The sequence below is a fragment of the Solibacillus merdavium genome, assembly GCF_014836935.1.
In the GTDB taxonomy this organism is placed as follows: domain Bacteria; phylum Bacillota; class Bacilli; order Bacillales_A; family Planococcaceae; genus Solibacillus; species Solibacillus ferritrahens.
Map to the genome: position 1 here is coordinate 138,032 of NZ_JACSPW010000004.1, position 24,913 is coordinate 162,944.

A 24,913-nucleotide genomic window follows, 5' to 3' on the forward strand; every position below is an offset into this window, starting at 1 on the left:
AGAATGTTCAGAAATTAATATATATACTAGTAAATGCACTAATGTTAATTTCGTGCTTTAAACTGCTAAATCGCGTTTATTTCATTCAAAATTTTATTATTTGTCAATTTATTGAACAATGATGGAAAATTAGTTCTATAATTCTTTACTTTCGTTTTTAATATTGCTATGATTGCAGTTGCTTTGCGTGGTTCGTAACCATCCCACGTTAAAAAACTAGGAGGAATTTAATATGAAAGTAAAGTTTCTTGCAACAAGTGCAATTATTGCAGCATTATATATTGCAATTACAATGCTAGTTGCCCCGATTAGTTTTGGACAAGTACAGTTTCGTATTGCCGAAATATTTAATCATCTAATCGCCTTCAACCCCCGTTTTATGCTGGGTGTTGTATTGGGTGTATTTTTTTCAAATTTTCTTATGTCATCGGTTGGTCCAATTGACCTGATTTTTGGCGTGGGACATACTATTCTTACACTAGGAATTTTTATTTTCATTTGTAAGTTTGTAAAAAACATTTGGGCACGTTTAGTTATTAATACGACACTCTTTACGTTTACAATGTTTATCATTGCGGCACAGCTTAACCTAGTACTGGACTTTCCGTTTTGGGAGACATGGTTATTTGTAGCATTTGGGGAGTTTGTTGTTTTAGCTGTTGGTGCACCTATCATGTACACTTTAAATAAACGACTTGATTTCAAAAAATTGATCTAACATATATCGTTTCACCCACTGGTCATTAGCCGGTGGGGTTTTTGTTTAAGTTTTTTTAGAATTGTTTGACATTTTTATTTTCAGTGTTAGAATAAGCATATTCAAAATATTACATTACGGTAGCAGGTTGCGGGAGCGCGACCACCGTTTCAGTTGAGAAGAGTTTAGTTGAGTAAATTGTTGAATAAGAAGAGTAGCATTTTCCGTTTTGTGCAGAGAGCGTATGGTTGGTGAAAATACGTCAAAAGGTAAATGTGAATGGGCCTTATGAAAGCTGCCGGCATTAGTTGGCGGACGGTACCCTACCGTTATCAGGTTTAAGTGGAGGCTATTTTATAGCTTCAATCGAGGTGGCAACGCGGTGCAGATCGTCCTCAGCAAAAGTTTATTCTTTTGCTGGGGACTTTTTTTATTCCCAAAATTAAAAGGAGTGTGTCGAATGGTAATTCAACAACGTTTTCGTACATCAATGAAAAAAGTGAACGGTGATTTACTGACACCGATTTCCATTTTCCAACGTTTAAAGGGCCACCGAAAGTTTCTTTTGGAAAGCTCGTCCAAGTATGAAGGTGATGGACGCTATTCCTTCATCGGCGTCAATCCAAGAAAAACCTATAGTGGAATTGGACAGCAGCTTATCGATAAATCACATCTGTCCAATAGAGAGTACACATACGATGGTGAGCTTATTCAATTAATAAAACAGGTAATGCCGCGCATATCATCGCATACCGAATACCCGTTTACAGGCGGGGGTATTGGCTATATTCATGCCTTGCAAAAACCATTGCCTGAACTGCAGTTTCACGTTTACGATACACTCGTTATTTTTGATCATTTAACAGACGAGATTGCTGTTTTCCATACGAATATCGAAGCTGAGCAGGATGAGCCGAATATCGATGTAATGATTGAACAGTTGTTTACAAGCACAACACCTGCCGAAAAGTCGTATACCTTAAACGATGTCGAAAAAGAGCGAAATGGTCATTATGCCGCACGATTTACTGGAGATACCCTTTCGCTTTATCGAAAAATGCGGATTGATTATGCTGCACCTTATATGTATTATGTCGAATTTGATGATTGCACTGTACTTGGAACATCACAGGTAAACTTTATGCAAGTACGGGACGGATCTATTTCAGTTACAAACAAAGCATTGCCGATAGAGCCATTTAGTGTGGAAAATTCAGTGCAGAAATTGCCCACAACAACACAAGGCTCACTGAACCCAACGTTGCATGCGATTGATATTGTAAAGGAGCTTCTGCCGGCACAAGGCTTAATCGGCTATATCGGCTTTAACGGGCAAGTCGATTTTACGACACCCGATAATACAATAACGATTCAGGGAAATGTTGCACATCTTCACACAGAAACGAGTGAGGATGTCCCATTCCACTCACTATTGAAAGGATGAGTATGTATGCCTTTACTTCCATATATTGAAAAAATCGAGCGAAAAGAACATTTAGTTTTTAAAGAGATGCAACAGGCTGCACAACTCATTTTTAATGAGCAGACACCAAAAGAGCAGATAGCTGCCTTTTTAACAGCGATGAGTATCAAAGGTGAAACAGCACATGAAGTTGCCGGGCTCGCTTCTGTCATGAAATCACATGCCGTTTCTGTCGATGCACCAGAAGGTATTTATATCGATAATTGTGGTACAGGTGGCGACGGTCTTCAAAGCTTCAATATTAGTACGACCGCAGCTTTCGTGTTAGCCGGCGGGGGCATTTTAGTTGCAAAGCATGGTAACCGGAAAGTGTCGAGCGCTTCAGGCAGCTCGGATGTTTTAGAAGCACTTGGCATTACCCTACTCCCGGATACAGCACAAACGATAGATTTATTGAAACAGCACGGAATCGCCTTTTTACATGCACCAAACATGCATCCAAAGCTAAAGCGGATCGGCGAAGTTCGACAATCACTTGGAAAGCCGACAATCTTTAATTTAGTCGGACCTTTAACAAATCCTGTACCTTTGAAAACTCAATTCGTTGGTATTAACCGCCCTAACTTTACTACGGATTATGCTGAAGTGCTGCACATGCTCGGACGTGAGCGCGCGATTGTCGTATCAGGGGCACAAGGAATGGATGAGGCATCATTGGACGGTGAGAATACATTCGTCCTTTTAGACCACGGTGATATTATTCCGTTTAAGCTTCGTGCGGAAGATGTAGGTTTAACTGCACAGCCATTATCAGCTATCCGTGGTGGGACCCCTTCTGAAAACGCAGTTATTATGCGCGATTTATTAAAAGGAAAGCAAAGTGTATATTTCGACACAGTCGTGTTAAATGCCGGCATTGGATTCTTTGCATATGGCTTAGCGAGCACGATGAAAGAAGGTATCGACATGGCAAAGGACAGCATCCTGTCGGGTCGTGCATATGAAAAGCTAGAAAGTGTTGTTGCCTATAACAAAAAAGTGATGCAGGAGGAAACGATTATATGACTATTTTAGACCGAATTATAGCGCAAAAAGAGCTCGAATTACCTGCTTTACTTGCATCAGCACCAAACTTTCCAACAATTGATAAGGTACGTCCCTCTTTATATAAAACATTAATTACAGCCAGTACGTTGCAAGTCATTTCTGAAATGAAGCGTGCCTCTCCATCAAAAGGTGATATTGCGACACATATCGACCCTGTTGAACAGGCTAGACAGTATGAGGAAGCCGGGGCTGCCTGCATTTCCGTTTTAACAGAGCAGGCATTTTTTAAAGGCAGCTTCGAAGATTTACATGCGGTAGCAAATGCGGTGGATATTCCGGTGTTATGCAAAGACTTCATGATTCATGAAGTGCAGATTGACTATGCAAAGGCTGCAGGTGCTTCAGTCATTTTATTGATCGTGGCGGCATTAACGGATGAACAATTAAAGGCACTTTACACATATGCAACTGAGAAACAGCTGGAAGTTCTTGTAGAAGTACATGATACGGAAGAGTTACAGCGTGCACTCAATATTGGTGCGAAAATTGTCGGTGTAAATAATCGTAACTTAAAGACATTTGAAGTTTCTTTAACAACTACCGCTGAAATTGCCCAGCACCTTCCCCCTTCTTCCATCGCATTTATTAGCGAAAGTGGCATTTGGAACGCTGAAGATGCGCATTTTGTGGCGAATGCAGGCGCAAAAGGCGTTTTAGTTGGCGAATCCTTAATGGTGAGCGGAAACGTCAAGAACTCCCTTAAAGCACTACAAATCGACATCATAGCGAAGGTTGGCGAAAATAGATGACTAAAGCAAAAATTTGCGGATTGAAAGAAATCGAACATGTCGAAGCTGCGGTAAAAGCTGGAGCTGATTTTATCGGATTCATGTTTGCGCCCAGTAAACGACGCATTACAGTAGAGGAAGCAGCTGAATTAGCAAAAGTAATTCCAAGTACGGTAAAAAAGGTTGGAGTTTTTGTAAATGAACAGAACGATGTCATTCGACAAATTGCCGATCAAGTCGGACTCGACTATATCCAGTATCACGGAGATGAAACGCAGGAGCAAATACAGGAAATCGGCCTACCAGCTATTAAAGCATTTTCGATTCGTGGGGAAGAAGATGTTAAGCGAGCGGCAACCTATAATGTCGACTACTATTTATTTGATGCGCCAGGTACAGACTTCCGTGGAGGTAGTGGAGAATCATTTGACTGGATGCTTTTGGATAAAGTAAATATTCCGATGAATAAGGTCATTTTAGCAGGTGGTTTAAATGAAGAAAATGTAGGACTGGCGATAATGCTGGTCGAGCCATTTGCTGTAGATGTTTCAAGTGGTGTAGAGGTAGATGGTCGAAAAAGTTCGACAGCGATTACGAATTTTATTGAAATAGCAAAAGGAGAGTTGATTTTATGACGACAGTAAAAGGACGCTTTGGACGATTTGGCGGTCAATTCGTGCCCGAGACATTGATGACTTCACTTAAAGAATTGGAGCTTGCATATGAGGAAGCAAAAAAAGACCCCTCATTCCAGGAAGAACTTGATTATTATTTAAAGCAATATGTCGGACGGGAAACTCCCCTTTATTTTGCGGAGCGTTTAACGAAAAAAGTCGGCGGTGCGAAAATCTATTTAAAACGTGAAGATTTAAATCATACTGGCGCTCATAAAATAAATAATGCGATCGGCCAAGCACTTTTAGCAAAACGTATGGGGAAGAAGAAGATTGTTGCTGAAACAGGTGCAGGTCAGCATGGTGTTGCAACGGCAACTGCATGTGCATTGCTTGATATGGAATGTATCGTTTATATGGGGGCAGAAGATGTACGCCGTCAGCAACTGAACGTTTTCCGTATGGAGCTGCTCGGGACAAAAGTTGTTGCGGTAGAAAAAGGTTCTGCAACATTAAAAGATGCAGTTAATGAAGCATTGCGACACTGGGTTACTCATATTGAAGATACTCACTACATTTTAGGATCGGCACTTGGGCCACACCCCTTCCCTACAATTGTGCGTGATTTCCAGCGTGTCATTGGGGATGAAACACGTGCCCAAATTTTACAGCAGGAAGGACGCCTTCCGGATACAGTTATTGCTTGTATTGGCGGCGGCAGTAATGCGATTGGCATGTTCTATCCCTTTGTGGAAGATAAGGAAGTCGCACTATATGGTGTGGAAGCAGCAGGTGCAGGGATCGATACAAATCGGCATGCAGCAGCGATTCATGAAGGGAAAACAGGCGTCCTACACGGGGCTTTCATGTATTTACTGCAGGATGACAATGGATTCATTCAAGAAGCACATTCTATTTCAGCCGGATTGGATTATCCAGGAGTAGGTCCTGAACATTGTCATTTACATGAAACAGGCCGTGCATCCTACCCTTCTGTTACAGATGAACAGTCACTTGAAGGTGTGAAGCTGTTATGTGAAACGGAAGGAATTTTACCGGCATTGGAAAGTGCCCATGCCGTTTACTATGCAGCACAATTTGCCAAAGACCGCCCTGCAGATGAAATTATTGTCGTGTGCTTATCAGGACGTGGGGACAAAGATGTTCACACATTAATGGATAAACTTGGAGGTGGAATAAAATGACATTGCAAAAACAGCTTGAAGACGTATTAGCAACTGGGGATAAAGCATTTGTTCCTTACATTATGGCTGGTGATCGAGGTATCGAAACATTAAAGCCAACTATTTTAAAGCTCCAGCAAATCGGTGTATCGGCCGTTGAAGTGGGTATTCCATTTACAGATCCTGTTGCAGATGGACCAACGATTGAACAGGCTGGAGAACGGGCACTTGCGCATGGTATTACACTAAGAAAAGTGTTGGCAGAGTTAACAAGCTTTTCACAGGAAATTCATATCCCGCTAGTTGTAATGACTTATTTAAACCCAATTTTGGCATATGGTATTGAAGACTTTGCAAAGGATGCAAAGCTTGGTGGTGTGCAAGGGCTAATCGTACCGGATATGCCGTTTGAGGAAAGTGCTTTACTCCATACTGCATTAAAGGAACATGGCATTGCGCTTGTTCAGCTCGTTTCATTAACGAGTCCTGTTGAGCGAATAAAAAAATTGGCCGCAGCGAGTGAAGGATTTATTTATGCCGTAACAGTCAATGGAATTACTGGCGAACGTGTGAGCTTTGCAACAGAACTTGCTGGGCATTTCGCGAATTTGAAAGCAGCAAGCAACATCCCAGTTTTAGCAGGCTTCGGCATTTCAACAATTGAACATGTGAAAAGCTTTGGGGACATTGCAGATGGAGTGATTGTCGGCAGTAAAATTGTTACTGCACTAGTTGAGCAAGACTGGGCAACGATTGAAGCGCTAGTGCAGGCGACGAAAAAAGCTACGATAAATTAGTCTACTTTCTCTTTCCTTCCTGTGGTATCGTTTACTTATTAAGTAGTAGCGGATGGAGGCCAATGAATGAGTGTAAAGGATTTTTTTGCTGGGATATTTTTCATCGCACTTGCAGGTTATTTTACGTATGTTTTAGTCGACAATATGTCATTACTCTTTATTGAGAGTACGACAGTTTGGCAATATTTTGTTGCATTCTTTCGTGTAGCGCTTATTATTTTCCTTTTCAACCTAGGACTTTCCTTAATGAAACGCTTCTTCACAGGTGGAAAAGCAACAAAAAATGGGAACGCTCGTTAACTCGAAGCGTTCCCATTTTTTCTGCAATTCTGTATTACACTTGGAGCTGTGGATAAATTTCATTCACATTTTCGCGTAGCGTAGCTTTGCTTTTAAGAACTTCCCTACAGAAGTTTTCGGAATTTCTGTTAGGAATACGATATCATCCGGTAACCACCATTTTGCAAATTGTCCTTCCAGAAATGCAGTCAGTTCTTCTTTTAATACGACACATGCCAGTGGTCGCTCCTGCCATTTAGCATGTGGAATTGCGATTACAGCTGCTCAAATACCGCTTCATGGGACATAAGTGCATTTTCTAGTACTTATATAAAAAAGCGAGTGAACTGTTTTCCAACAGCCACACTCGCTTCACTAATCAATTGCGTTAAAGAAATCAAACCGCGTTTTGTGCTAATCGTACTTTTAGTTTCTCCAGCATATCAACCGTCATTTTCTCTAAATCATAGCTTGCTTTAAAACCCCATTCTTCAATTGCAGCTGATGAATCAATAGCATTTGGCCAGCTGTCCGCAATTGCCTGACGTACCGGATCTACATCATAATCCATTGTGAAGCTTGGAATATGCTTTTGAATTTCCGCTGCAATCTGCGACGGCTCAAAGCTCATCGCTGAAATATTAAACGCATTGCGATGTATAAGCTTCGCCGGGTCTGCTTCCATTAAATCAACTATTGCCTGTAGTGCATCCGGCATATACATCATATCCATATACGTACCTTCTGCAATATAAGATGTGTAACGACCTTCTGCAATCGCCTTATAATAAATATCGACCGCATAATCCGTTGTTCCCCCACCTGGTGGCGTTACATACGAAATTAACCCTGGGAACCGGACTCCACGCGTATCCAGTCTATAGCGTGTATAGTAATAATCACATAATAATTCGCCCGCTACCTTGTTTACTCCGTACATTGTAGTTGGACGCTGTAATGTATCTTGTGGTGTATTGTCCTTTGGCGTAGAAGGACCGAATGCGCCGATTGAGCTTGGCGTGAAAAACTGCATATCGAGCTCACGTGCTACTTCAAGTGCATTCATTAAACCGCCCATATTTAAATTCCATGCGAAAACTGGATTTTTTTCTGCTGTTGCTGATAGTAGTGCAGCCATATGAATCATCGTATCTGCGCCAAAATCATGTGCGAGCGCATGCATGCGTTTCCCATCTGTTACATCCAATACTTCAAATGGACCTTCATGCTGATCAATTTTCCGAATATCTGTTGCCAATACATTGTCAACGCCATACGTATGACGTAATTTCTCTACTAATTCCGAACCAATTTGACCTAAAGCGCCGGTCACCATAATTTTTTTCACGATGAAGCCTCCCTATCCTTTAAAAGACGAATCCACCCCTAAATATTGCTGAACTCTATCTATTATTTTTTATTCACTAAAAACAATTGTCCTTAAGGAAAGTACAATCATCTACAATGAAAACTTGATGTTCAAAGATTTCCATGAAATTGATTATAGGGTGTTCTTTTGTAAAAAACAATATTTTTTGAATATTCTTTTTCAGCGATACATTTGTACGTGTACAAAATCCGCATGGAGAAATGCCTGCTAGATAGATATAGTGGGAATTTTAATCATCCAATATCGCTTCATAAATATTATGAAATAGAATTTTTCGGTTGTCTGTTAGCTTCACATATTGTTCGTGTACATTTACTTTTTGAATAATACCTGTAATTGTATAAATGCCTGTTTGCTCCCATACTTTCAATTGGATGGGGCTAGCTTCTGAATAGGCTCTCTGTAAATTTTCATTAATTTGTTCCAATTGAGCTTCATCCAATTCAGGCTGTATCACCAGTGCGTCCTCTTCCTGCCATTCACGCAATAACTTTACATGCTCGGGTAACATCATCGCGGTCCATTTAATCACACCTCTATCTTTGTTCATCGCGTTCACTCCCTTATTGTTTATGTCCGCCTACTAATGTCGACCGTGCAAGTGCTGTACCCGCATCTGTATAGGAAACAGCACGTAATAAGGCAGTCGTTCCGTATTTTGTACGTAAACGGTCCATCGTTTCCCCGAGCTTACGGTTACGCCACCTCTTCTCATCAAATAAGCTGAGCTGCATTGAATATTCACTTTCGATGTTACTTAATGTAATCGTAATTTTGCGTGCTGGGCGTTCTGCGTAAAATTCGTCGAGTAATTGTTTGCATACTTCAAAAATCTTCAATGTATCATTTGTCGGCTCATCGATTGTGCGCGAACGATGGAATCCACCTCCGAAGGCATCTTTACTATAGCTAAGCCCCAATGATATCGTTCGTCCGATTTTCTTTGCTTCCCTTGCACGCCTTGCTACGTCTTCGCACATTTCAAGCAGTACGACTAAAATTTCCTTTCGGCTGCGGTAATCACGCATGAGCATTTGCCCCTTTCCGAAGCTGATTTGCCCCTGCAGGATTGGTGCACCAACAGTCGAGTGATCAATTCCCCATGCATGATAATAGAGCTGATTACCCAACACTCCAAAGCGCTTTTCCAGTAGGGATAAATCGGTATGCGCTAAATCATAAACAGAGTAAATACCCATATGATTCAGCGTTTTTTCTGTACGACGACCAATTCCCCACATTGTAGATAGCGGCATTATCGGCCATAATTTTTCCGCTACATCATTATATGTCCATTTCGCAAATCCCGTTTTCTTTGCTTCAATATCCAGCGCCAGCTTTGCCATGAGCATATTTGGTCCAAAACCGACTGCACATGGAATGTCAAATTGGTTGTAAATAAGTTGTTGAATATACTGCGCCGTTTCTTCAGGAGGTCCCCATAATTTTTCTGTGCCTGTCAAATCGATAAAGCTTTCATCAACGCTATATACATGAATGGCCTCTTTTGGAACGAAATTGTTGAACAAACGTGTAATTTCCATCGACATACGAATAAAGAGTGACATTCGTGGCTCAAATAGACGAATGTCCGGATGTGGCGGGATTTCATACAAACGTGAACCGGTACGAATATTAAAGCGCTTTTTCATCGGTGGTGATGCAGCAAGTACGACGCTTCCCTTTTGCTGAAAATTACCGACAATTGCAATTGGCACTTCCATCACATTTAAATTTTCTAACGATGCGATACAGCTCGCGTAAAAGCTACGCATATCAATACATATAATCGAGCGTTCTGGTGCATTTTCATACATGAAGCTCATCTCCTTAAAGAGAACGTTTGTTCTTATATTAAAATGAGACATGTGAGATGGCAAGTGGTAAGTAATGGGGAACTTTGTGGAAGGGTAATTTTATTTCGCCAAGTATTTTATGTTTTTCGCCAAATTTGAGTTCTTAATAGTCAAACTAGCGGATATTATAGCAACTTTTTACGGTGGGAAATTTTATTCGCCTCTTATAAGGTTATATTCGTCAACTGTAGCTACTTAATCGCCACCTTCACTTACTTAATCGTCAATGGGTTTTACATATTCGTCACTTAAGCACGGATAATCGTCACTTTCAATTTTAATAGACAATTTAATTTTTTATTCGCCACTTGATGCAACTTAATCTCCACTCTCTATTTTTTAGGTGAAACATAAAAAAAGCGTACCCATATCCACCTGGTACGCTTCAAAAATTTATTCTTTTATCACTTTCTCATAAAGAGCAGGGCGTCTATCTTCGTAAACTGGGATTCGTCCGCGCACTTCATCAACATTCGAAAAATCAACATCAATAATTGCGAGCTCTTCATCTTCTGCACCTGTCCAAAGAACCTCACCCCATGGACCGATAATCATCGATTGCCCGTTGAAATTTTCTACTTTGCGCGCGATGCGATTTACCGCAATGACGAAGCACTGATTTTCAATGGCACGAGCCTGCAATAAAATTTTCCAATGATCAATACGTGGAGTTGGCCATTGTGCCGGGACAAATAATACCTTTGCACCGTCCAATGCATGGGAACGCAACCATTCCGGGAAACGTATGTCATAACAAATGACACCACCAGCCTCCAGCTCATCTAATGCAAAGCGGTTCATCTCATTGCCTGACTCTAAATACAAATGCTCATCCATTAAACGGAATAAATGTGCTTTACTATACTCGCCAACTAATTCGCCATCACGATTGTATGTGTACATCGTATTATAAAACTTGTCGTCACGTTTTACCGACACGGAACCACCGACAATATGTACTGCCAATTCCTTTGCTAACCCACTTAAAAATGATTTCGTACGTTCACCGTTGACATCAGAAAGCTCACCTAATTTTTCAAGTGCATAACCTGTATTCCACATTTCCGGCAATACGATGATTTCTGCACCACCTGCTGCCGCTTCACGAATAAACTTCTCCGCACGCTCATAGTTTTCATCTACTTTTCCAAAACCTACATTTAGTTGGATACAGCCGATTTTCATAAACAGCACCGCCCTTAAATAAATTACCTACGAAATATAGTTTTCGCATACTTACCTTCTATTGTAACATTCCAATTCAAGTTATCAAAATCTTCACTTTACTTAAACCTAGAAAAGTACTAAGATTAATTTTAATATTTTTAAAGGATGATGAATAATGGAATTTTCAAAAAAGCTACAACAGCTTCCTCCACAATTTTTTGCAGCACTTGTGAATAAGGTGAATGCTGCAGTGGCTGAAGGTCGTGATGTCATTAATTTAGGTCAGGGTAATCCAGACCAGCCAACACCAGCACATATTGTTGAAGCATTGCAGATGGCAGCAACTGATCCGCAAACACATAAATATTCCCCATTTCGCGGTATTGCGGAATTAAAACAAGCGGCAGCTGATTTTTATAAGCGGGAGTATAATGTGGAGATTGATCCGCATACAGAAGTTGCAATACTTGGCGGGACAAAGATTGGTCTAGTCGAACTTCCGCTTGCGCTATTGAATCCTGGGGACTACATGCTTCTTCCAGACCCTGGCTATCCTGATTATTTGTCGGGAGTCGCGCTTGCCGAAGTTAAGTTCGATACAATGCCATTGAAAGCAGAAAGTCAGTTTTTACCGGACTATGGTGACCTGGCTGATGAAGTAAAGCAACGTGCCAAGCTAATGTATTTAAACTACCCGAACAACCCTACTGGCGGTGTTGCAACAAAGGAATTTTTTGAGCAAACCGTTCAGATGGCAAAGGAAAACCATATCGCTGTTGCACATGACTTTGCCTATGGTGCAATTGGTTTTGATGGAGAGCGTCCTCCAAGCTTTTTGCAGGCTCCTGGTGCAAAGGAAGTTGGCATTGAGCTCTATACTTTGTCGAAGTCGTATAATATGGCGGGATGGCGTATTGGATTTGCTGTAGGAAATGCGAAAATGGTGGAAGCAATTAATATTATTCAAGATCATCTATTTTGCAGTCAGTTTCCAGCAATTCAGCATGCAGCAGCCATTGCACTGAATGAAGAGCAAACTTGTGTGGAAGAAGTGCGAGATTTATATGAACGAAGACGAAATGTCCTTGTTGAAGAAGCTCAAAAAATTGGCTGGCACATTACGGCACCAAAAGGCTCATTTTTTGCCTGGCTTCCTGTCCCTACACCGTATACGAGCGAGCAATTTGCCGACCTTTTACTAGAAAAAGCGGATATTGCTGTTGCTGCGGGAAATGGATTTGGTGAGTATGGGGAGGGCTATATTCGTGTCGGGCTACTCGTGGATGAAGAGCGTTTGCACGAAGCCATGCAGCGGGTGGCGAAGCTTGGACTTTTTACAGAAATGCTGTCCAAGTAAACAAGCACTGCCGTTTAAAAATGTCAAAATTGACTTACAAAGAAGAACACGGTGTTTATTCGCCAAATAAAAATTATATTATCCACTTTTTTAACAATAATAGCCATTTAGATAAGCTTAATCGCCAATTTCAATCGAATAATCGCCACTCTCACTTACTTAATGGACACTTCCTCCTGGATATTCGCCAATTTCACAAAAAGCCCGGCACTATATGTATAATAGTGCCGGGCATTATTTTTACTTAATCACTTCTAATTCACGGCCAACCTTTTCGTAAATGGCCAATGCTTCATCCAGCATTTCTTTCGTATGTGCTGCTGTTGGCATATTGCGTACACGACCTGTCCCTTTTTGTACTGTTGGGAACACGATTGCTTTTGCGTAAACGCCTTCCTCAAGTAAACGCTTTGAGAACTGCTGCGTTAGCTTTTCTTCACCAATAATACATGGTGTAATCGGTGTTTCGGATTCTCCAATATTAAAGCCAAGTTTTGCTAAGCCGTCTTTTAAATATTGACCGTTTTCCCAAAGCTTGTCATGCAGCTCTGTTGATTCCATAATCATCTCCACTGCACGAGTAATTGCTGCTACATCCCCTGGTGGTAAAGCGGTAGAGAATAAAAACGGACGAGAACGGACTTTTAACCAATCAATCAAGTTTTTCTTCCCTGCTACATAGCCGCCAACAACACCAATTGCTTTTGACAATGTACCGATTTGGAAGTCGATATCGTGTTGCAGACCGAAATGCTTTACTGTTCCGGCACCTTTACCTGTAACGCCTGAACCGTGTGCATCGTCTACATACGTAATCAAATCAAATTCTTTTGCAATTTCCACGATTTCTGGAAGCTTGGCAATATCGCCGTCCATCGAGAATACACCATCTGTAATAACCATTACTTTATTGTAAAGGCCTGATTCCTTTGCATCTTTTGCTTTTGCGCGTAAATCATCCATATCCGCATGGGCAAATGGAATAATTTTCGCCTTTGATAAACGGCAGCCATCAATGATCGAAGCATGGTTTAATGCATCCGATAAAATCGCATCATTTTTATCCATTACAGCAGAAATTGCCGCCATATTACAATTGAAACCTGATTGATAGCTAATTGCTGCTTCTGTACCTTTAAATTTCGCTAATGTTTCTTCAAGTTTTACGTGTAAATCGAGTGTGCCGTTAATTGTACGAACTGCACCAGCACCGACACCGTATGTAGCGATTGTGTCTTGTGCGATCTTCTTCAGCTCATCATTTGTTGCCAAGCCTAAATAGTTGTTCGATGATAAGTTAATCAACTGCTTGCCTGCCACTTGAATGATCGGGCCGTTTGCTCCTTCTACCGGATCGATTTCATTGTATAAACCTTGTGCTTGTAATGCCAGTAAATTTTCATCTAAAAAGGTATTTAATACGTTTGACATGCGCGTTCATCCTTTCGATTTCTATTTCCACTTTATTTTAGCATATAGGGAAATTTTTTTATGTAAGTGGCTCTCCGATTATTTCCTCAAGCTTTCTTCTGAAGAAAAAGAGCGATGGCTGAATGACATAGCCGGTGCCGAGCGCTAAAATAACCGTTCCTACACCAACAGGTCCACCAAGTAACCAGCCTGCACTTGTTGCAAATACTTCCATAATCATACGTCCTGTTTTGACAGAATAGCCTTTACTCGCAATAATCATCATAATCGTATCACGAGGACCCTCGCCTAAATTTGGTGCGATATATAATGCACAGCCTATACTCATGACAAAGAATCCCGCCGTAAAATAGACGAGTTCAAGTAAAAATATATTCGCCACAGGTAATAGCCAGTTGAAAAAATCAATAAATGAACCAATCAACAGCATATTTAAAATTGTTGCACGCTTCGGGATTCGCTTTAAATAAAGAGATGTCGCGGTAATAATAAAAAGCCCTGTCAAAATAGACCAAGAACCAATCGTCAGTCCAACCTGCTTATACATGCCTATATGAAAAACATCCCATGGTCCTGTCCCGATCACATTACCTTTAATCGTCATCGTAATTCCGAGAGCCATAATAATTTGCCCTATAAAAAAACTTCCCCATTGCCATTTAAATTTCTTCGACACAACAATCCTTCTTTCTATTTTACGGCAATCACTGCAAAATGACCGTTTGTTGCCCTTACTAAATCTGTCGGTGCAAGCTTCATTTGCATTCCTATTTTGCCTGCACTTACAATAATATAATCGAGTTCTGAAGCGGCTTGGTCGATAAATGTTGGAAACGGCTTTTTCATACCAATCGGTGAACAACCTCCGCGCACATATCCTGTTAAGCCAAGTAACTCTTTCACTGGAATCATTTCAACTTTTTTTTCTCCTACCACTTTTGCAGCTGCCTTTAAATCGAGTTCTGCATCGACCGGGATGACGAAAACGAAATATTTCCCTTTTCCAGCAGTAGCAATTAGTGTTTTATACACCATTTCCACAGGCTGACCGATTTTACCGGCCACAGTGATGCCATCAACTGCTTCTCCATTTTCTGTCGTGTATTCAAAAACCTCGTGTGCAATTTTTTGCTGCTCAATTAAACGAATTGCATTTGTTTTGGCTTGCTTCTTCACCAACGAAAACACTCCTTTTTATCATATACACCTCGGCATAATTGCTTCCGGATTCAGCTTTAAACCCGCAGGATGCCAACCAATCAGCATTTGTTTGTTTTTAGGTGGTTTGACCACCAGGATAAAAGAAGCCGACTTTGAAAATAGTATATCATTGAATGTTTACTATGGGGGTATGCTTTAGCAAATCCCTAAAAATAAAAGCCCCCTCTAGTAGTTCCACTAAAGTGAGCTTATTGTTATGCAATTTGGGAGAAAACCGGTTCATCTACTGAACGATAACCGTTGTTTACCATGGCGATATGAGAAATATATTTTTGTGTAGCGGTATTGAATGAACGTTGGAATAACAGCTTTTCCAAATCCAGACCAAATACGGTTTGCTCGTCTGGATTACGCGCAAAATCTTTTTGAAATTTTTCGGGCATAATAAAAGGTAGATCTTCGTTCTCAAAAGGAGCCCATTCCTTAGGTTGATCTTTACTTTCCCCGACTGGTTGTTGCGGATTTTTGCCGGCTACTGCATCCACGTCGTGCAATTCTTTTTCCGTCTTACCAGAAAGTAAATGTTCAAGTGCTTCAAGCAGTGGATTTTTACTTGTATCTGTATATTTTGCGTGCTTCTTATAAATTTCACTTGCCTCTTTACGCTGCAGTAAACGTTTTCTTTCTTCCAATGCAAGGTTGGATCCATGGACCAAGCTAGAAATCTTCACCTGTCTTCACCCCTCTTGTAAATTCCCTATTAAAATTTATTTAAATATACCAATATTGCCGGAAAATAAATAGAGAATATTCACAAAATATCCACATTCAGATCTTTCATACTAACTACCCCCTATTCCATTTACCTATAAGGTGATTATTTTTATTAAGTACTCAATACCTAGAGTGAAAAAACTTTCTAGCATTTCCCCCATCCTCTATAACAAAACAAACTGTATTAAAAGTCTAATTTACTTTTAATACAGTCTCCCTATCGATCTATTAGTAACCGTTGAAATTCACAAATTCTCCAACGGGTTTACGATATCCGCGTGCACGTACTTTTTCTACACTTTTTCCAATCGTAATCATCATGATTGGCTCCAAATGATTTGGAATATTGAAGGTTTCCCTTAATTCATCTACATTATGAACATGCATTGGACATGTATCAAAACCGTAATGCTTTGCGCTTAGCATAAATAACATTGCGTGAAGGCCTGCATTTAACGACAGTTCCATATCCAGTGCACCTTGTTTGTCCTTTAATCCATCACTATAGCTTTTAATTGTATTAATTGTTGTTTCATAGTCCACTTCATCCATCATTTTCAGCATTTTTAATGGACCATAAATTTTCTCGACATCAGGTCTTTCAATGCTATTTTTGTTACCCATTACAATGACAACGCCACTTGCTGTGTGAATTTTATATTGGTTGTAGCTTAGCTCTTTAACCTTTTCTTTCTTTTCCTTATCTGTAATGACTAAGTAATTTGTAAATTGCAGGTTATATGCGCTCGGTGCTGTTTTCGTAAGTTCAAATATATTTTTAAAGTCTTCTTCGGTCATCTGTTCATTTTCAATAAAATTCATTGCGGAATGGCGGGATTTTACTAATTCTTCAAAGTTCATTTTTTTCTACCTCTTCCATATAATTTGATTCGAATTAAAGTATCTTCATTTCGAGATAAATTTACCATGTTTTATACTCAACTGTCAATAAGTTTATTTCCATGTAGCTCTTTAAAAATAAGAGGTCTATATTTTATAAAAGCGGTTAAGATATTTGCAGGCATTTTTTTAATGATAAGGAGCTGTGGAAAATGAAATTGGATAATAAAATAGTCATCGTAACAGGAGCAGCAGGCGGTATCGGGAAAGAGGTTGTAAGGAAATTAATAGGGCTGCATGCAAAAGTTGTGTTAGTTGATTTAAACGAGGATGCCATTAAATCAGTGCAAACAGAGCTTTCTCTTAATGAAGATAACAGCTTAATCGTAAAAGCGGATGTATCCAAAGAGGACAATGTGAAAAACTATGTGGATCAAACGATTTCGAAATTTGGACGCATCGATGGATTTGTTAATAATGCGGGTGTAGAGGGACCGGCAAAATCTCTTGAGGAAATTACAGAAAAAGAGTTTGATTTCGTTTATGGCATTAATGTAAAGGGTGTTCTTTTCGGTTTAAAATACGTATTGCCCGTAATGAAAGGACAAAAATATGGTTCTATTGTAAATACGTCGTCTGTAGCTGGCTTAATCGGCTCCCCAAGTATGGCACTATACAATTCCTCTAAACATGCAGTAATGGGGCTTAATAAGGTGGCGGCTTTAGAGGCAGCGGCATTCAATGTTCGTGTAAATACGGTAAATCCGGGTGTCATCAATACACAAATGATGCGTAAAATCGAAGCAAATGTTGCCCCAGGCGCAGCGGAGGCCGCTCAAGCTGCATACAATGATGCCGTACCTATGAAGCGTTACGGTGAGCCCGAGGAAGTAGCAAATGTCATTGCCTTTTTACTTTCCGATGAAGCTTCTTATGTAAGTTCTTCCTCGTTAACAATAGACGGTGCTTTATATAATGTATAATTCCAAACATAGGAATTATACATCATTTATAAGATGAATAATTATACTTTATATAACACGAAGAATTATTGTTCCCTCTTCATCTTACCTGTAGACAGACTCGAAAGTAATTAAGTTTGTCTACAGGTTTATTTTGAAATAAACCAAATTGTTGCCTAACTATCATTTTAAATCTGTCTTATCAATATTCCGGATAGAAAAATAAGCGATACTGACGCCTATGATAGCGAGTGTTATTGGAATGACAATAATATCATTTAATGAAAAGCTCCCACTATTTGAAGAAACAACCAGGACGATGAGAATTGAAGAGATAATGGTTGCTGGCACAGAGTACTTTTTCATGCCAAAATATAATGGAATGAGACATATGCCTGCTGTAGCAATTGCATTCATCAGTACTGCAGAAGCGTGCTGTGTAATGATAGCCGCTGTTAATGTACCAGGTAACAAAACAAAGTAGTCTGTAACTACAGAAAACACGGCTGTTACAAATACATTCGAAAAGATGATGGAAACAAATGTGAAGAGGATGACGATTACGAGTTTTGCAGCAATTAATTTTTTTCGATTAATAGGATATAAAAACAATGTGTTAATCGTTTTACTTTTAAACTCTACAATGATGAGCTTTGAAATTAATGTGGCAGCAAAGATAATAAAAATCGCCCTTATAATCGCATCAATAGTGGCCAATGCTTCTGTGTAATTGTTGAAAACTAGTTCACTTTCAGCATGGGAGATGAACAACATAGCTACAAAGGTCACCGCAATGACGATATTAGCAAGAACTGCTCCTTTTATATAGGAACCTAATTTATACTTTTTCATTTCTAATCGCATTAAATTAAGCATTCACCTCACCCCCGCTAATTAATTTCAGAAAATAGTCCTCTAAAGAACTGGTTTTCATGCTTATTTCTTTAATTTCCACATCGTGTTCAATCAATGCTTTTGAAATGACCTTTTGTGTGAGTTTCGTTTCATAAATACGAATACAAGATTCACCTACTAATTTGAAGTTCGGAATCGCTAATTTGTTCTCCAAAATAAAAGCAGCTTTTTTCCCGTCATCTACAACCATTTCGATGTAATCTATATGTTTAAGATTCACCTCGTCCATTGAGAGCTCACTAATTAACCTTCCATTATGAATGACACCAATTGTATCTGCGATTCGCTCCATTTCCCCCAAAATATGGCTAGAAATAATAATCGTAATCCCATATGCTTTGCATAACATTTTCAATAAATCGCGAATTTCTTTAATACCGCTCGGATCTAAACCATTAATGGGCTCGTCTAAAATCAGTAATTCAGGTTTTGTAATAATTGCTCGTGCAATACCTAATCGTTGTTTCATCCCGAGTGAGAAATCTTCTACTGATTTCCCTTCCGTATGTGATAGATTGACTAACTCAAGCACTTGATTGATTTCCTTTTTGTCATAATAGCCCATGTATTCACAATGGAGACTCAATATTTCTTGTGCAGTTAACTTTTCATAAAAAATAGGATATTCTATGATGGTGCCGATTCTTTTTAAAACTTCATAGGATTTAGGGGTTAATGTTTCTCCAAAAATTTCGATGTGTCCACTTGTCGGTTTTATCAAATTAGTAATCAATTTCATAATTGTTGTTTTCCCTGCACCATTGGATCCTAAAAAACCATAAATTTCTCCCTTTTTTACATGCATACTAACCTCGGAAACAACTTCCTTCCCTCCATATACTTTTGTAAGCCGATTTGTTTGGACAAGATATGTCATACAAATTTCCTCCCTTATTTATAACTTACTTTAAGTATAAGAATTGAACCTCTCTTTTTTCTTACCTAATTCTTAAAAATTCCTTACGTTTAATAAAAATGGTTTAATACGTAATTCTTTTTAATGAAATAGTAAAGACGGTCTTTTCGTACGGAATACTTGTTAAATGAATGAACCCTCCCATTGATTCAACGAGACGCTTTGTAATTGTCAGCCCGAGACCACTACCTTGATACGATTTATTTCTAGAATCTTCGAGAGTATACATTCTTTCAAAGACATGATCTCTATGATATTCATCAATGCCTTTCCCGCGGTCCCATACATTAATCGATATATGTGTCTCATCATATTCAATAGCTAAACCAATTACCTTGCCCGCTGCCCCGTAAGTAATCGCATTAGTTAATAAATTATTCAAAATTCTATCAAGAGCGTCCTCATTTCCCAGTGCATAGACCGTTGTTTCTGGGATATCGATTTGAATATTAATGCCCTTTGACGTGACGATATCATAGAATGTCAAAATGTTCTTCCGACAGATTTCATTCACATTTATCTTGGTGATGGGGTAATTCAAATCCCCTGATTCTATTTTAGCCAAATCAAAAAATTGATGCAGGAGTTGAAGAACTTCCAGTGTTTTTGCATGGACTCCTCGAAGCAGTCGTTGTTGTTCTTCTTCACTGTTAGTCGTGTCTAGCTGAAGCATTTCAATATACCCAAGAACAACAGTCAAGGGCGTTTTTAGATCATGCGATATATTGGCCATCATTTTCTTTGTAGCATCTTCTGTTTTACGTTGTGTAGCAATAGCTTTTTGGTTATAGTCCAACAGCCGATTAATCTCTGTGAGCAATAGCTGTAATTCCCGATTGGTAGTCATGGTTAAAATCTTTTCACCTGTGTGCTCAGCCATGATGTTTTGTAATTTCTCGAATGTATAATGAATAGACATATTACATTCTTTCTTTTCACGATATTGGAAATAAATGATGATGAGTAACGAAAAAATAATTATGGTAAGAAATAAAATCATGTTAATTCCCCTCAAATTTATAACCAATGCCCCAAAGCGTCTTAATATATTGAGGATTGGATGGATCATCTTCAATTTTTTCACGAAGCCTACTAATATGGACATTTATAATATTTTCATCCCCATAATATTCATCGTTCCAAATGTATTGATAGATTTGTTGTTTCGTAAAGACGCGCTGACGATTAGTAGCAAATAACTTCAAAATGGCGAACTCCTTTGAAGTAAGTTTTATTATTTGCTCATTTTTTTTGAGAGAAAAGTTCAAAATATCAATTGTAAGATCACCAATTTTCAAAAAATCTTGCTTCATCTCTAAATGAGAGGAGTAGGTCGTTGCTCGCCTAATTGCGGCTTTCACTCGTGCAGAAAGCTCCAACATTGAAAATGGCTTAGCAATATAATCATCTGCCCCTAATCCCAGTCCGATTGCCTTATCCACATCACTATCTTTCGCAGACATGATTAAAATCGGTAGTGCGTGTTTTTCTCGAATTACTTTCAATACTTCTAAACCATCCAGCTTTGGCATCATAATATCCAAAATCATTAAGTCAAACGAAGTATTTAAACAATGATGTAACGCTTCTTCACCATTTGAAGCCGTAGTAACATGGAAGCCTTCCATGATTAAATATTTCTCTACCATTTCACGAATCGATTCGTCGTCCTCAACGAGTAAAATATGCTTTGGCATTGCTATACACCTCTTTTAATTTTCGCAATCTTTTTAATTATCATAACGAATTTATAGAATGAAATATAGTTAATCTCCTATCCTATTAAAACATCTGCAAAAATCCTCACGACAAAAATAAAATGAGACTCAAATCAAATTCGATGGAAATCGACTTGATTTGAGTCTTTTTTATAATGAGTAGGATGTGAAGCAAACAAAAAAGCTTATCAATAATTTTTATAGATAAGCTAAATATGAATTCCTAATTTTTAAAGGTTATCTAAAAAGATTAAACATTGCACCGACTTGTCTCATCATATTAACTCCATTCGTAATTGTACCAACATGGCCCATCATAGTATTTAAATTATCGGATAAACCTCCAAAGCGAGACGCTGGTGCTTGTGAATAAGGATTAAACTGCTGTTGCCCCTGTCTTGGATCAAACGGGTATGGTGAGTAAAAGGAATCTCTCGGTCTTGAAAAATCATTAGACCTAGGCACTCCATTACGTTGTCTACCCATTTGAGGAGGACCGAATTGTTGGCCAGCTGGTGGTGGAAATCTCTCCATTCTACCTTCTTGTCGGAAAAATGGCATATCATTCACCTCCCTATTAATATTGAACTCTACATAATATATGTTCGTATCTTAATGCAACTTAGACATTTGAAATACTGATTCTTTTATAAACCTCTCTTACTTAGGGTACATCCGTCACCTCAAACAATCAGGTAGCATATTGATAAAAAAAGACGATGGGAGTAGTGACTTGAGTAAATTTGCCCCTGAAAGGCTAACTGTCGAATATAGGAATGGTGTGACGGCACAGGAACCGATTATTCCAAGACATCACACATTAACGCACTCTGACTTTACGGGAGAATTATTTTTAACCATTGGGACACAATTTGCCTGGGACAAAGTTAATACGGAGATGAGAGATGAAGTATTAGGACAGTGGATAATGAATGGTAATTCCCTAATCTACAATGTATATATTTGTTTAGATCAAAAAGAGCATGATTTAGAAGCAGCAATACGCCGAAATAGCGTTTTCAGGCGCGAATTACCGCTTGCATTAACAGCCATTCGATATGGGGATCGATTTTTATTCGACGTATATCTAATGCTGGATTATGCAGTAATAATGGTAAACTTCATATCCTCTTATCCAATGCTATATAAACAGGAGTATTGGGGAACTTTCAGTAATTTTTCCAGCTAAATATTTGGTATACATTAAATCCAAAACTTCCCCTCTCTCCCTAAAATACTTGACGCAATTCAATCTGCCCTTCTCCATATCCTTGCGGGTCGGGCATCCGCATTGCCCACTCTATCGCTTCTTCCTTCGACTTCACCTCAATCAATATAAAACCGGCAACTAGTTCATTCGTTTCAGTAAAAGGACCTTCCGTAATTACTGGCTTTTCTCCGGGAATGGGAAATGAAATACGCAGACCATTTGAACTCGGATGAAGTCCCTTCGCCATTACTCTTACACCCGCATGTAGTAATTCCTCATTGTACTTGTCCATCGCTTCCATAAGCTCTGAGCTCGGGAGATTCCCTTTTTCCGAATTGCTTGAGGCTTTTACAATTAACATAAAAAGCATAATAATAATCACTCTCCTTTATCCTTATTATGTAAAATTATAACAAATAATTAATTAATAAATATTAGTTAATTTTACACTTTTTTAGTATTTTTCTTTTGAATAAAGGAAATAATATCAATATATAATATCGTCATCTCTTGAGGTGTTTTGTCCAAATCATTTTGAACCCATTGTTCGATTAATCCTAAAAAGGCAGATGTGATAAACGATAGAAAATATTCCATTGGGACCTTCAACGTAGCTTTGAAGCTTTCGTTTTTCTCTAGATTGACACGTACCTTTTCTGAAAACGCCTCCCTGAATCGAAGGTGGAAACCTGCTCTACCATGATCACTTAAAAATATTTTGAGTAAAGGTGACTGCATTTTAATAGCGCTGAATAATGTCGCAGCTAATTGTTCCTGTTCTTTTTCAAACGTATGCGTAGAAGAATAGTTCGATTGCAATTCATCAATATGATTGCCTAAATCTCCAAACAACCGCTGTTCTATTTGATCCAATAAATCAAATTTATCTATAAAGTGTAAATAAAATGTTCCTCGATTAATTTGTGCTTGTTTTGCAATATCGCCCACGGTAATTGATTCAAAGGTTTTTTTCTCTAAGATTTTTATAAATGACCCTTGAATAAGGTCTTTTGTTTTTCGGTTTTTTTCTCTGTAAATACTCAAAAAAACACCCTCTCTACACAAAATTGAACAATCTGTTCATTTTGTTGATTGCTTTGCATTTTCTATGATTATAAAATAAACAGGTACCACTAAACAATGTGTTCAAAATTGAGAAAGGAAGATTCCCTTTGAAATTATTTAAAGAAAAATTAGCATGGGCTGCTCCCATTGCCGTTATATTAATAATTGCTCTATTTTCGGTAAACTTATTCGCACAAGGAGATCCACAAGTAAAAAATCTACCGGTTGCACTAATTGTAAATGATGAGGGTGAGCATGTAGAATCTGTGAAAGCGGCTGTAGCACAAATGAGTCAGGGTATTGATGGCGCAGAGCCAATGCTGGCTTTTACAGATGAAAAACTGGAGGATATTGAAGTCTTATTTGATGAAAAAGAATATTATGCAGCATTAGTTATTTCTGATGGCTATAACGATGCCGTGCAATATGCGCTGGCTAACAACAGTGCCGCAACATTGGAAATATACCTTAACCAAGGCTTTAACATGACAGGTTCCAACGTTGCTAAAACAGCTTTAAATGGTTTAATTACACAGTTAAGCGGACAATACTCAGCAAACTTTATAGCACAAATGGATAATCAGCAAATCGATGCTGATCAAGCTGCTGTGCTAGTGCATCCGATTGTAGCGAAAGAAGAGATATTTAACCCAATCACTGCAGCTACGGCTAATGGCAGTGCACCAACTTTATTGGCGGTACCTGCTTGGGTAGGTGCGCTAATTGGCGGTTTCGTATTATTCTTATCAACATCCATCATACTGAAAAGAGAAAACTTAACTCGTAAACAAGTAGTTCGATTAATGGGTGAACAAGTGTTATTCGGTGTGATTATCGCCCTATTCTCAGGTTTTACTGTAGCAACATTAGCATCGGTTGCTGGTATTAACATGCCTGGCTACTTCCTGGTTGCTTTCTTTGTATCGTTTGCAGCATTCTGTTTCTTCTTATTAGTATCTGCAATTACTGCATGGATCGGAAAACCAGCGATTACGTTGTTCATGGTTGTCATGCTTCTAGGTATGGGTGTTCTAATGACACCACAGGAAATGCTTCCAAGTTTCTTTGTAAACTTCATTCGTCCTTGGGTACCGATTCGCTTCGCTTCTGAAGGATTGCGCGAAATTTTCTACTTCGGCAGCGGCTTTTACACAGGTGCTTCCTTCAATACCATTTTAGGAATTGGTATTACAGGTTTCGTTATTTTCTTACTGTCAATTTTTAAACCGGTAAAAGCACAGAAAAATTAAACCCATAAAAACGTTATTTTGCACTTATTGCAAAATAGCGTTTTTTATATCTGCTGGGTCAATTGAAAGGCA

The 24,913-nt window shown here is 38.9% G+C and carries 28 protein-coding genes, 1 pseudogene, 1 riboswitch and 1 other annotated feature; of the genes and pseudogenes, 12 read left to right on the forward strand and 17 right to left on the reverse strand.

The window, feature by feature from the left end; translation table 11 throughout:
- The first annotated feature begins 181 nt into the window (after positions 1-181).
- Positions 182-226: riboswitch (PreQ1 riboswitch) on the forward strand.
- 6 nt (positions 227-232) lie between these two features.
- From H9632_RS06300 to H9632_RS06335, 8 genes are all read left to right on the forward strand, one after another.
- A complete protein-coding gene (locus H9632_RS06300) occupies positions 233-718 on the forward strand; it encodes a QueT transporter family protein (RefSeq protein ID WP_191700740.1) in 486 nt (161 codons plus the stop codon).
- Positions 719-889: 171 nt separating this feature from the next.
- Positions 890-1,097, forward strand: a binding site (T-box leader).
- Between the two features lie 60 nt (positions 1,098-1,157).
- The gene (locus H9632_RS06305; RefSeq protein ID WP_191703267.1) at positions 1,158-2,141 is read left to right on the forward strand and encodes a metal ABC transporter ATP-binding protein; all 984 of its coding nucleotides are present in this window, start codon (positions 1,158-1,160) and stop codon (positions 2,139-2,141) included.
- Positions 2,142-2,147: 6 nt separating this feature from the next.
- Complete coding sequence (gene trpD / locus H9632_RS06310) at positions 2,148-3,185, forward strand: anthranilate phosphoribosyltransferase (RefSeq protein ID WP_191703268.1); 1,038 nt, start codon at positions 2,148-2,150, stop codon at positions 3,183-3,185.
- Positions 3,182-3,976 carry an indole-3-glycerol phosphate synthase TrpC gene (gene trpC, locus H9632_RS06315; RefSeq protein ID WP_191703269.1) on the forward strand — a complete coding sequence of 265 codons (795 nt, stop codon included), beginning with the start codon at positions 3,182-3,184 and terminating at the stop codon, positions 3,974-3,976. Before trpD ends, trpC begins: the two co-directional genes overlap by 4 nt.
- Positions 3,973-4,590: a phosphoribosylanthranilate isomerase gene (locus H9632_RS06320; RefSeq protein ID WP_191703270.1), complete on the forward strand. Its 618-nt coding sequence runs from the start codon at positions 3,973-3,975 to the stop codon at positions 4,588-4,590. The genes trpC and H9632_RS06320 overlap by 4 nt, the downstream gene beginning before the upstream one ends.
- A complete protein-coding gene (gene trpB / locus H9632_RS06325) occupies positions 4,587-5,774 on the forward strand; it encodes a tryptophan synthase subunit beta (RefSeq protein ID WP_191703271.1) in 1,188 nt (395 codons plus the stop codon). The genes H9632_RS06320 and trpB overlap by 4 nt, the downstream gene beginning before the upstream one ends.
- Positions 5,771-6,550 (forward strand): tryptophan synthase subunit alpha, encoded by a 780-nt coding sequence (gene trpA / locus H9632_RS06330; protein WP_191703272.1) that lies wholly within the window; start codon positions 5,771-5,773, stop codon positions 6,548-6,550. Before trpB ends, trpA begins: the two co-directional genes overlap by 4 nt.
- A 66-nt stretch (positions 6,551-6,616) precedes the next feature.
- Positions 6,617-6,850 carry a sulfate permease gene (locus H9632_RS06335; protein WP_191703273.1) on the forward strand — a complete coding sequence of 78 codons (234 nt, stop codon included), beginning with the start codon at positions 6,617-6,619 and terminating at the stop codon, positions 6,848-6,850.
- Between the two features lie 63 nt (positions 6,851-6,913).
- On the opposite strand, the pseudogene H9632_RS06340 reads toward H9632_RS06335, so the two are convergent.
- From H9632_RS06340 to H9632_RS06360, 5 genes and pseudogenes are all read right to left on the reverse strand, one after another.
- Positions 6,914-7,152: pseudogene (locus H9632_RS06340) on the reverse strand (AMP-binding enzyme); the annotation flags it as partial.
- 74 nt (positions 7,153-7,226) lie between these two features.
- A complete protein-coding gene (locus H9632_RS06345; RefSeq protein ID WP_191703274.1) occupies positions 7,227-8,177 on the reverse strand; it encodes an L-threonine 3-dehydrogenase in 951 nt (316 codons plus the stop codon).
- 271 nt (positions 8,178-8,448) lie between these two features.
- Positions 8,449-8,769 (reverse strand): YolD-like family protein, encoded by a 321-nt coding sequence (locus H9632_RS06350; protein WP_191703275.1) that lies wholly within the window; start codon positions 8,767-8,769, stop codon positions 8,449-8,451.
- Positions 8,770-8,782: 13 nt separating this feature from the next.
- A complete protein-coding gene (locus H9632_RS06355; protein ID WP_191703276.1) occupies positions 8,783-10,036 on the reverse strand; it encodes a Y-family DNA polymerase in 1,254 nt (417 codons plus the stop codon).
- 432 nt (positions 10,037-10,468) lie between these two features.
- On the reverse strand, positions 10,469-11,260 hold the full coding sequence (locus H9632_RS06360) for a carbon-nitrogen family hydrolase (RefSeq protein WP_191703277.1): 792 nt from the start codon (positions 11,258-11,260) through the stop codon (positions 10,469-10,471).
- Between the two features lie 157 nt (positions 11,261-11,417).
- Here H9632_RS06360 and H9632_RS06365 point away from each other — a divergent pair, with 157 nt between their 5' ends.
- Complete coding sequence (locus tag H9632_RS06365) at positions 11,418-12,599, forward strand: pyridoxal phosphate-dependent aminotransferase (protein WP_191703278.1); 1,182 nt, start codon at positions 11,418-11,420, stop codon at positions 12,597-12,599.
- Positions 12,600-12,839: 240 nt separating this feature from the next.
- Here H9632_RS06365 and H9632_RS06370 read toward each other — a convergent pair whose 3' ends face one another.
- From H9632_RS06370 to H9632_RS06390, 5 genes are all read right to left on the reverse strand, one after another.
- The gene (locus tag H9632_RS06370; protein ID WP_191703279.1) at positions 12,840-14,030 is read right to left on the reverse strand and encodes a glycine C-acetyltransferase; all 1,191 of its coding nucleotides are present in this window, start codon (positions 14,028-14,030) and stop codon (positions 12,840-12,842) included.
- A 58-nt stretch (positions 14,031-14,088) separates the two neighbouring features.
- The gene (locus H9632_RS06375) at positions 14,089-14,706 is read right to left on the reverse strand and encodes a YczE/YyaS/YitT family protein (RefSeq protein ID WP_191703280.1); all 618 of its coding nucleotides are present in this window, start codon (positions 14,704-14,706) and stop codon (positions 14,089-14,091) included.
- A gap of 14 nt (positions 14,707-14,720) precedes the next feature.
- Entirely contained in the window at positions 14,721-15,209 is a 489-nt protein-coding gene (gene ybaK, locus H9632_RS06380) for a Cys-tRNA(Pro) deacylase (protein WP_191703281.1), read from the reverse strand.
- 236 nt (positions 15,210-15,445) lie between these two features.
- A complete protein-coding gene (locus H9632_RS06385) occupies positions 15,446-15,922 on the reverse strand; it encodes a hypothetical protein (RefSeq protein ID WP_191703282.1) in 477 nt (158 codons plus the stop codon).
- Positions 15,923-16,193: 271 nt separating this feature from the next.
- Entirely contained in the window at positions 16,194-16,826 is a 633-nt protein-coding gene (locus H9632_RS06390; protein ID WP_191703283.1) for a nitroreductase family protein, read from the reverse strand.
- Between the two features lie 191 nt (positions 16,827-17,017).
- Between H9632_RS06390 and H9632_RS06395 the strand changes: the two genes are divergently transcribed.
- Positions 17,018-17,788: an SDR family NAD(P)-dependent oxidoreductase gene (locus H9632_RS06395; RefSeq protein ID WP_191703284.1), complete on the forward strand. Its 771-nt coding sequence runs from the start codon at positions 17,018-17,020 to the stop codon at positions 17,786-17,788.
- A gap of 162 nt (positions 17,789-17,950) precedes the next feature.
- On the opposite strand, the gene H9632_RS06400 is transcribed toward H9632_RS06395, so the two are convergent.
- The 5 genes from H9632_RS06400 to H9632_RS06420 all read right to left on the reverse strand — a co-directional run bounded on the left by H9632_RS06400 (position 17,951) and on the right by H9632_RS06420 (position 21,877).
- Positions 17,951-18,643 (reverse strand): ABC transporter permease, encoded by a 693-nt coding sequence (locus H9632_RS06400; protein WP_191703285.1) that lies wholly within the window; start codon positions 18,641-18,643, stop codon positions 17,951-17,953.
- On the reverse strand, positions 18,636-19,559 hold the full coding sequence (locus H9632_RS06405) for an ABC transporter ATP-binding protein (protein ID WP_191703286.1): 924 nt from the start codon (positions 19,557-19,559) through the stop codon (positions 18,636-18,638). The genes H9632_RS06400 and H9632_RS06405 overlap by 8 nt, the downstream gene beginning before the upstream one ends.
- A 103-nt stretch (positions 19,560-19,662) precedes the next feature.
- On the reverse strand, positions 19,663-20,598 hold the full coding sequence (locus H9632_RS06410) for a sensor histidine kinase (RefSeq protein WP_191703287.1): 936 nt from the start codon (positions 20,596-20,598) through the stop codon (positions 19,663-19,665).
- Between the two features lies 1 nt (position 20,599).
- A complete protein-coding gene (locus H9632_RS06415; protein WP_191703288.1) occupies positions 20,600-21,295 on the reverse strand; it encodes a response regulator transcription factor in 696 nt (231 codons plus the stop codon).
- 258 nt (positions 21,296-21,553) lie between these two features.
- Positions 21,554-21,877, reverse strand: a complete 324-nt coding sequence (locus H9632_RS06420; protein WP_191703289.1) for a hypothetical protein — start codon at positions 21,875-21,877, stop codon at positions 21,554-21,556.
- A 172-nt stretch (positions 21,878-22,049) separates the two neighbouring features.
- On the opposite strand from H9632_RS06420, the gene H9632_RS06425 reads away from it, so the two are divergent.
- Complete coding sequence (locus H9632_RS06425; protein WP_191703290.1) at positions 22,050-22,505, forward strand: staygreen family protein; 456 nt, start codon at positions 22,050-22,052, stop codon at positions 22,503-22,505.
- A gap of 40 nt (positions 22,506-22,545) precedes the next feature.
- Here the strand turns inward: H9632_RS06425 and H9632_RS06430 are convergent, their stop codons facing one another.
- Positions 22,546-22,896, reverse strand: coding sequence for a YciI family protein (locus H9632_RS06430; RefSeq protein WP_191703291.1), 351 nt, complete (start codon positions 22,894-22,896; stop codon positions 22,546-22,548).
- Positions 22,897-22,970: 74 nt separating this feature from the next.
- A complete protein-coding gene (locus H9632_RS06435) occupies positions 22,971-23,570 on the reverse strand; it encodes a TetR/AcrR family transcriptional regulator (RefSeq protein ID WP_191703292.1) in 600 nt (199 codons plus the stop codon).
- 128 nt (positions 23,571-23,698) lie between these two features.
- Between H9632_RS06435 and H9632_RS06440 the strand changes: the two genes are divergently transcribed.
- Entirely contained in the window at positions 23,699-24,841 is a 1,143-nt protein-coding gene (locus H9632_RS06440; protein ID WP_191703293.1) for a YhgE/Pip domain-containing protein, read from the forward strand.
- The last annotated feature ends 72 nt before the right edge of the window (positions 24,842-24,913 follow it).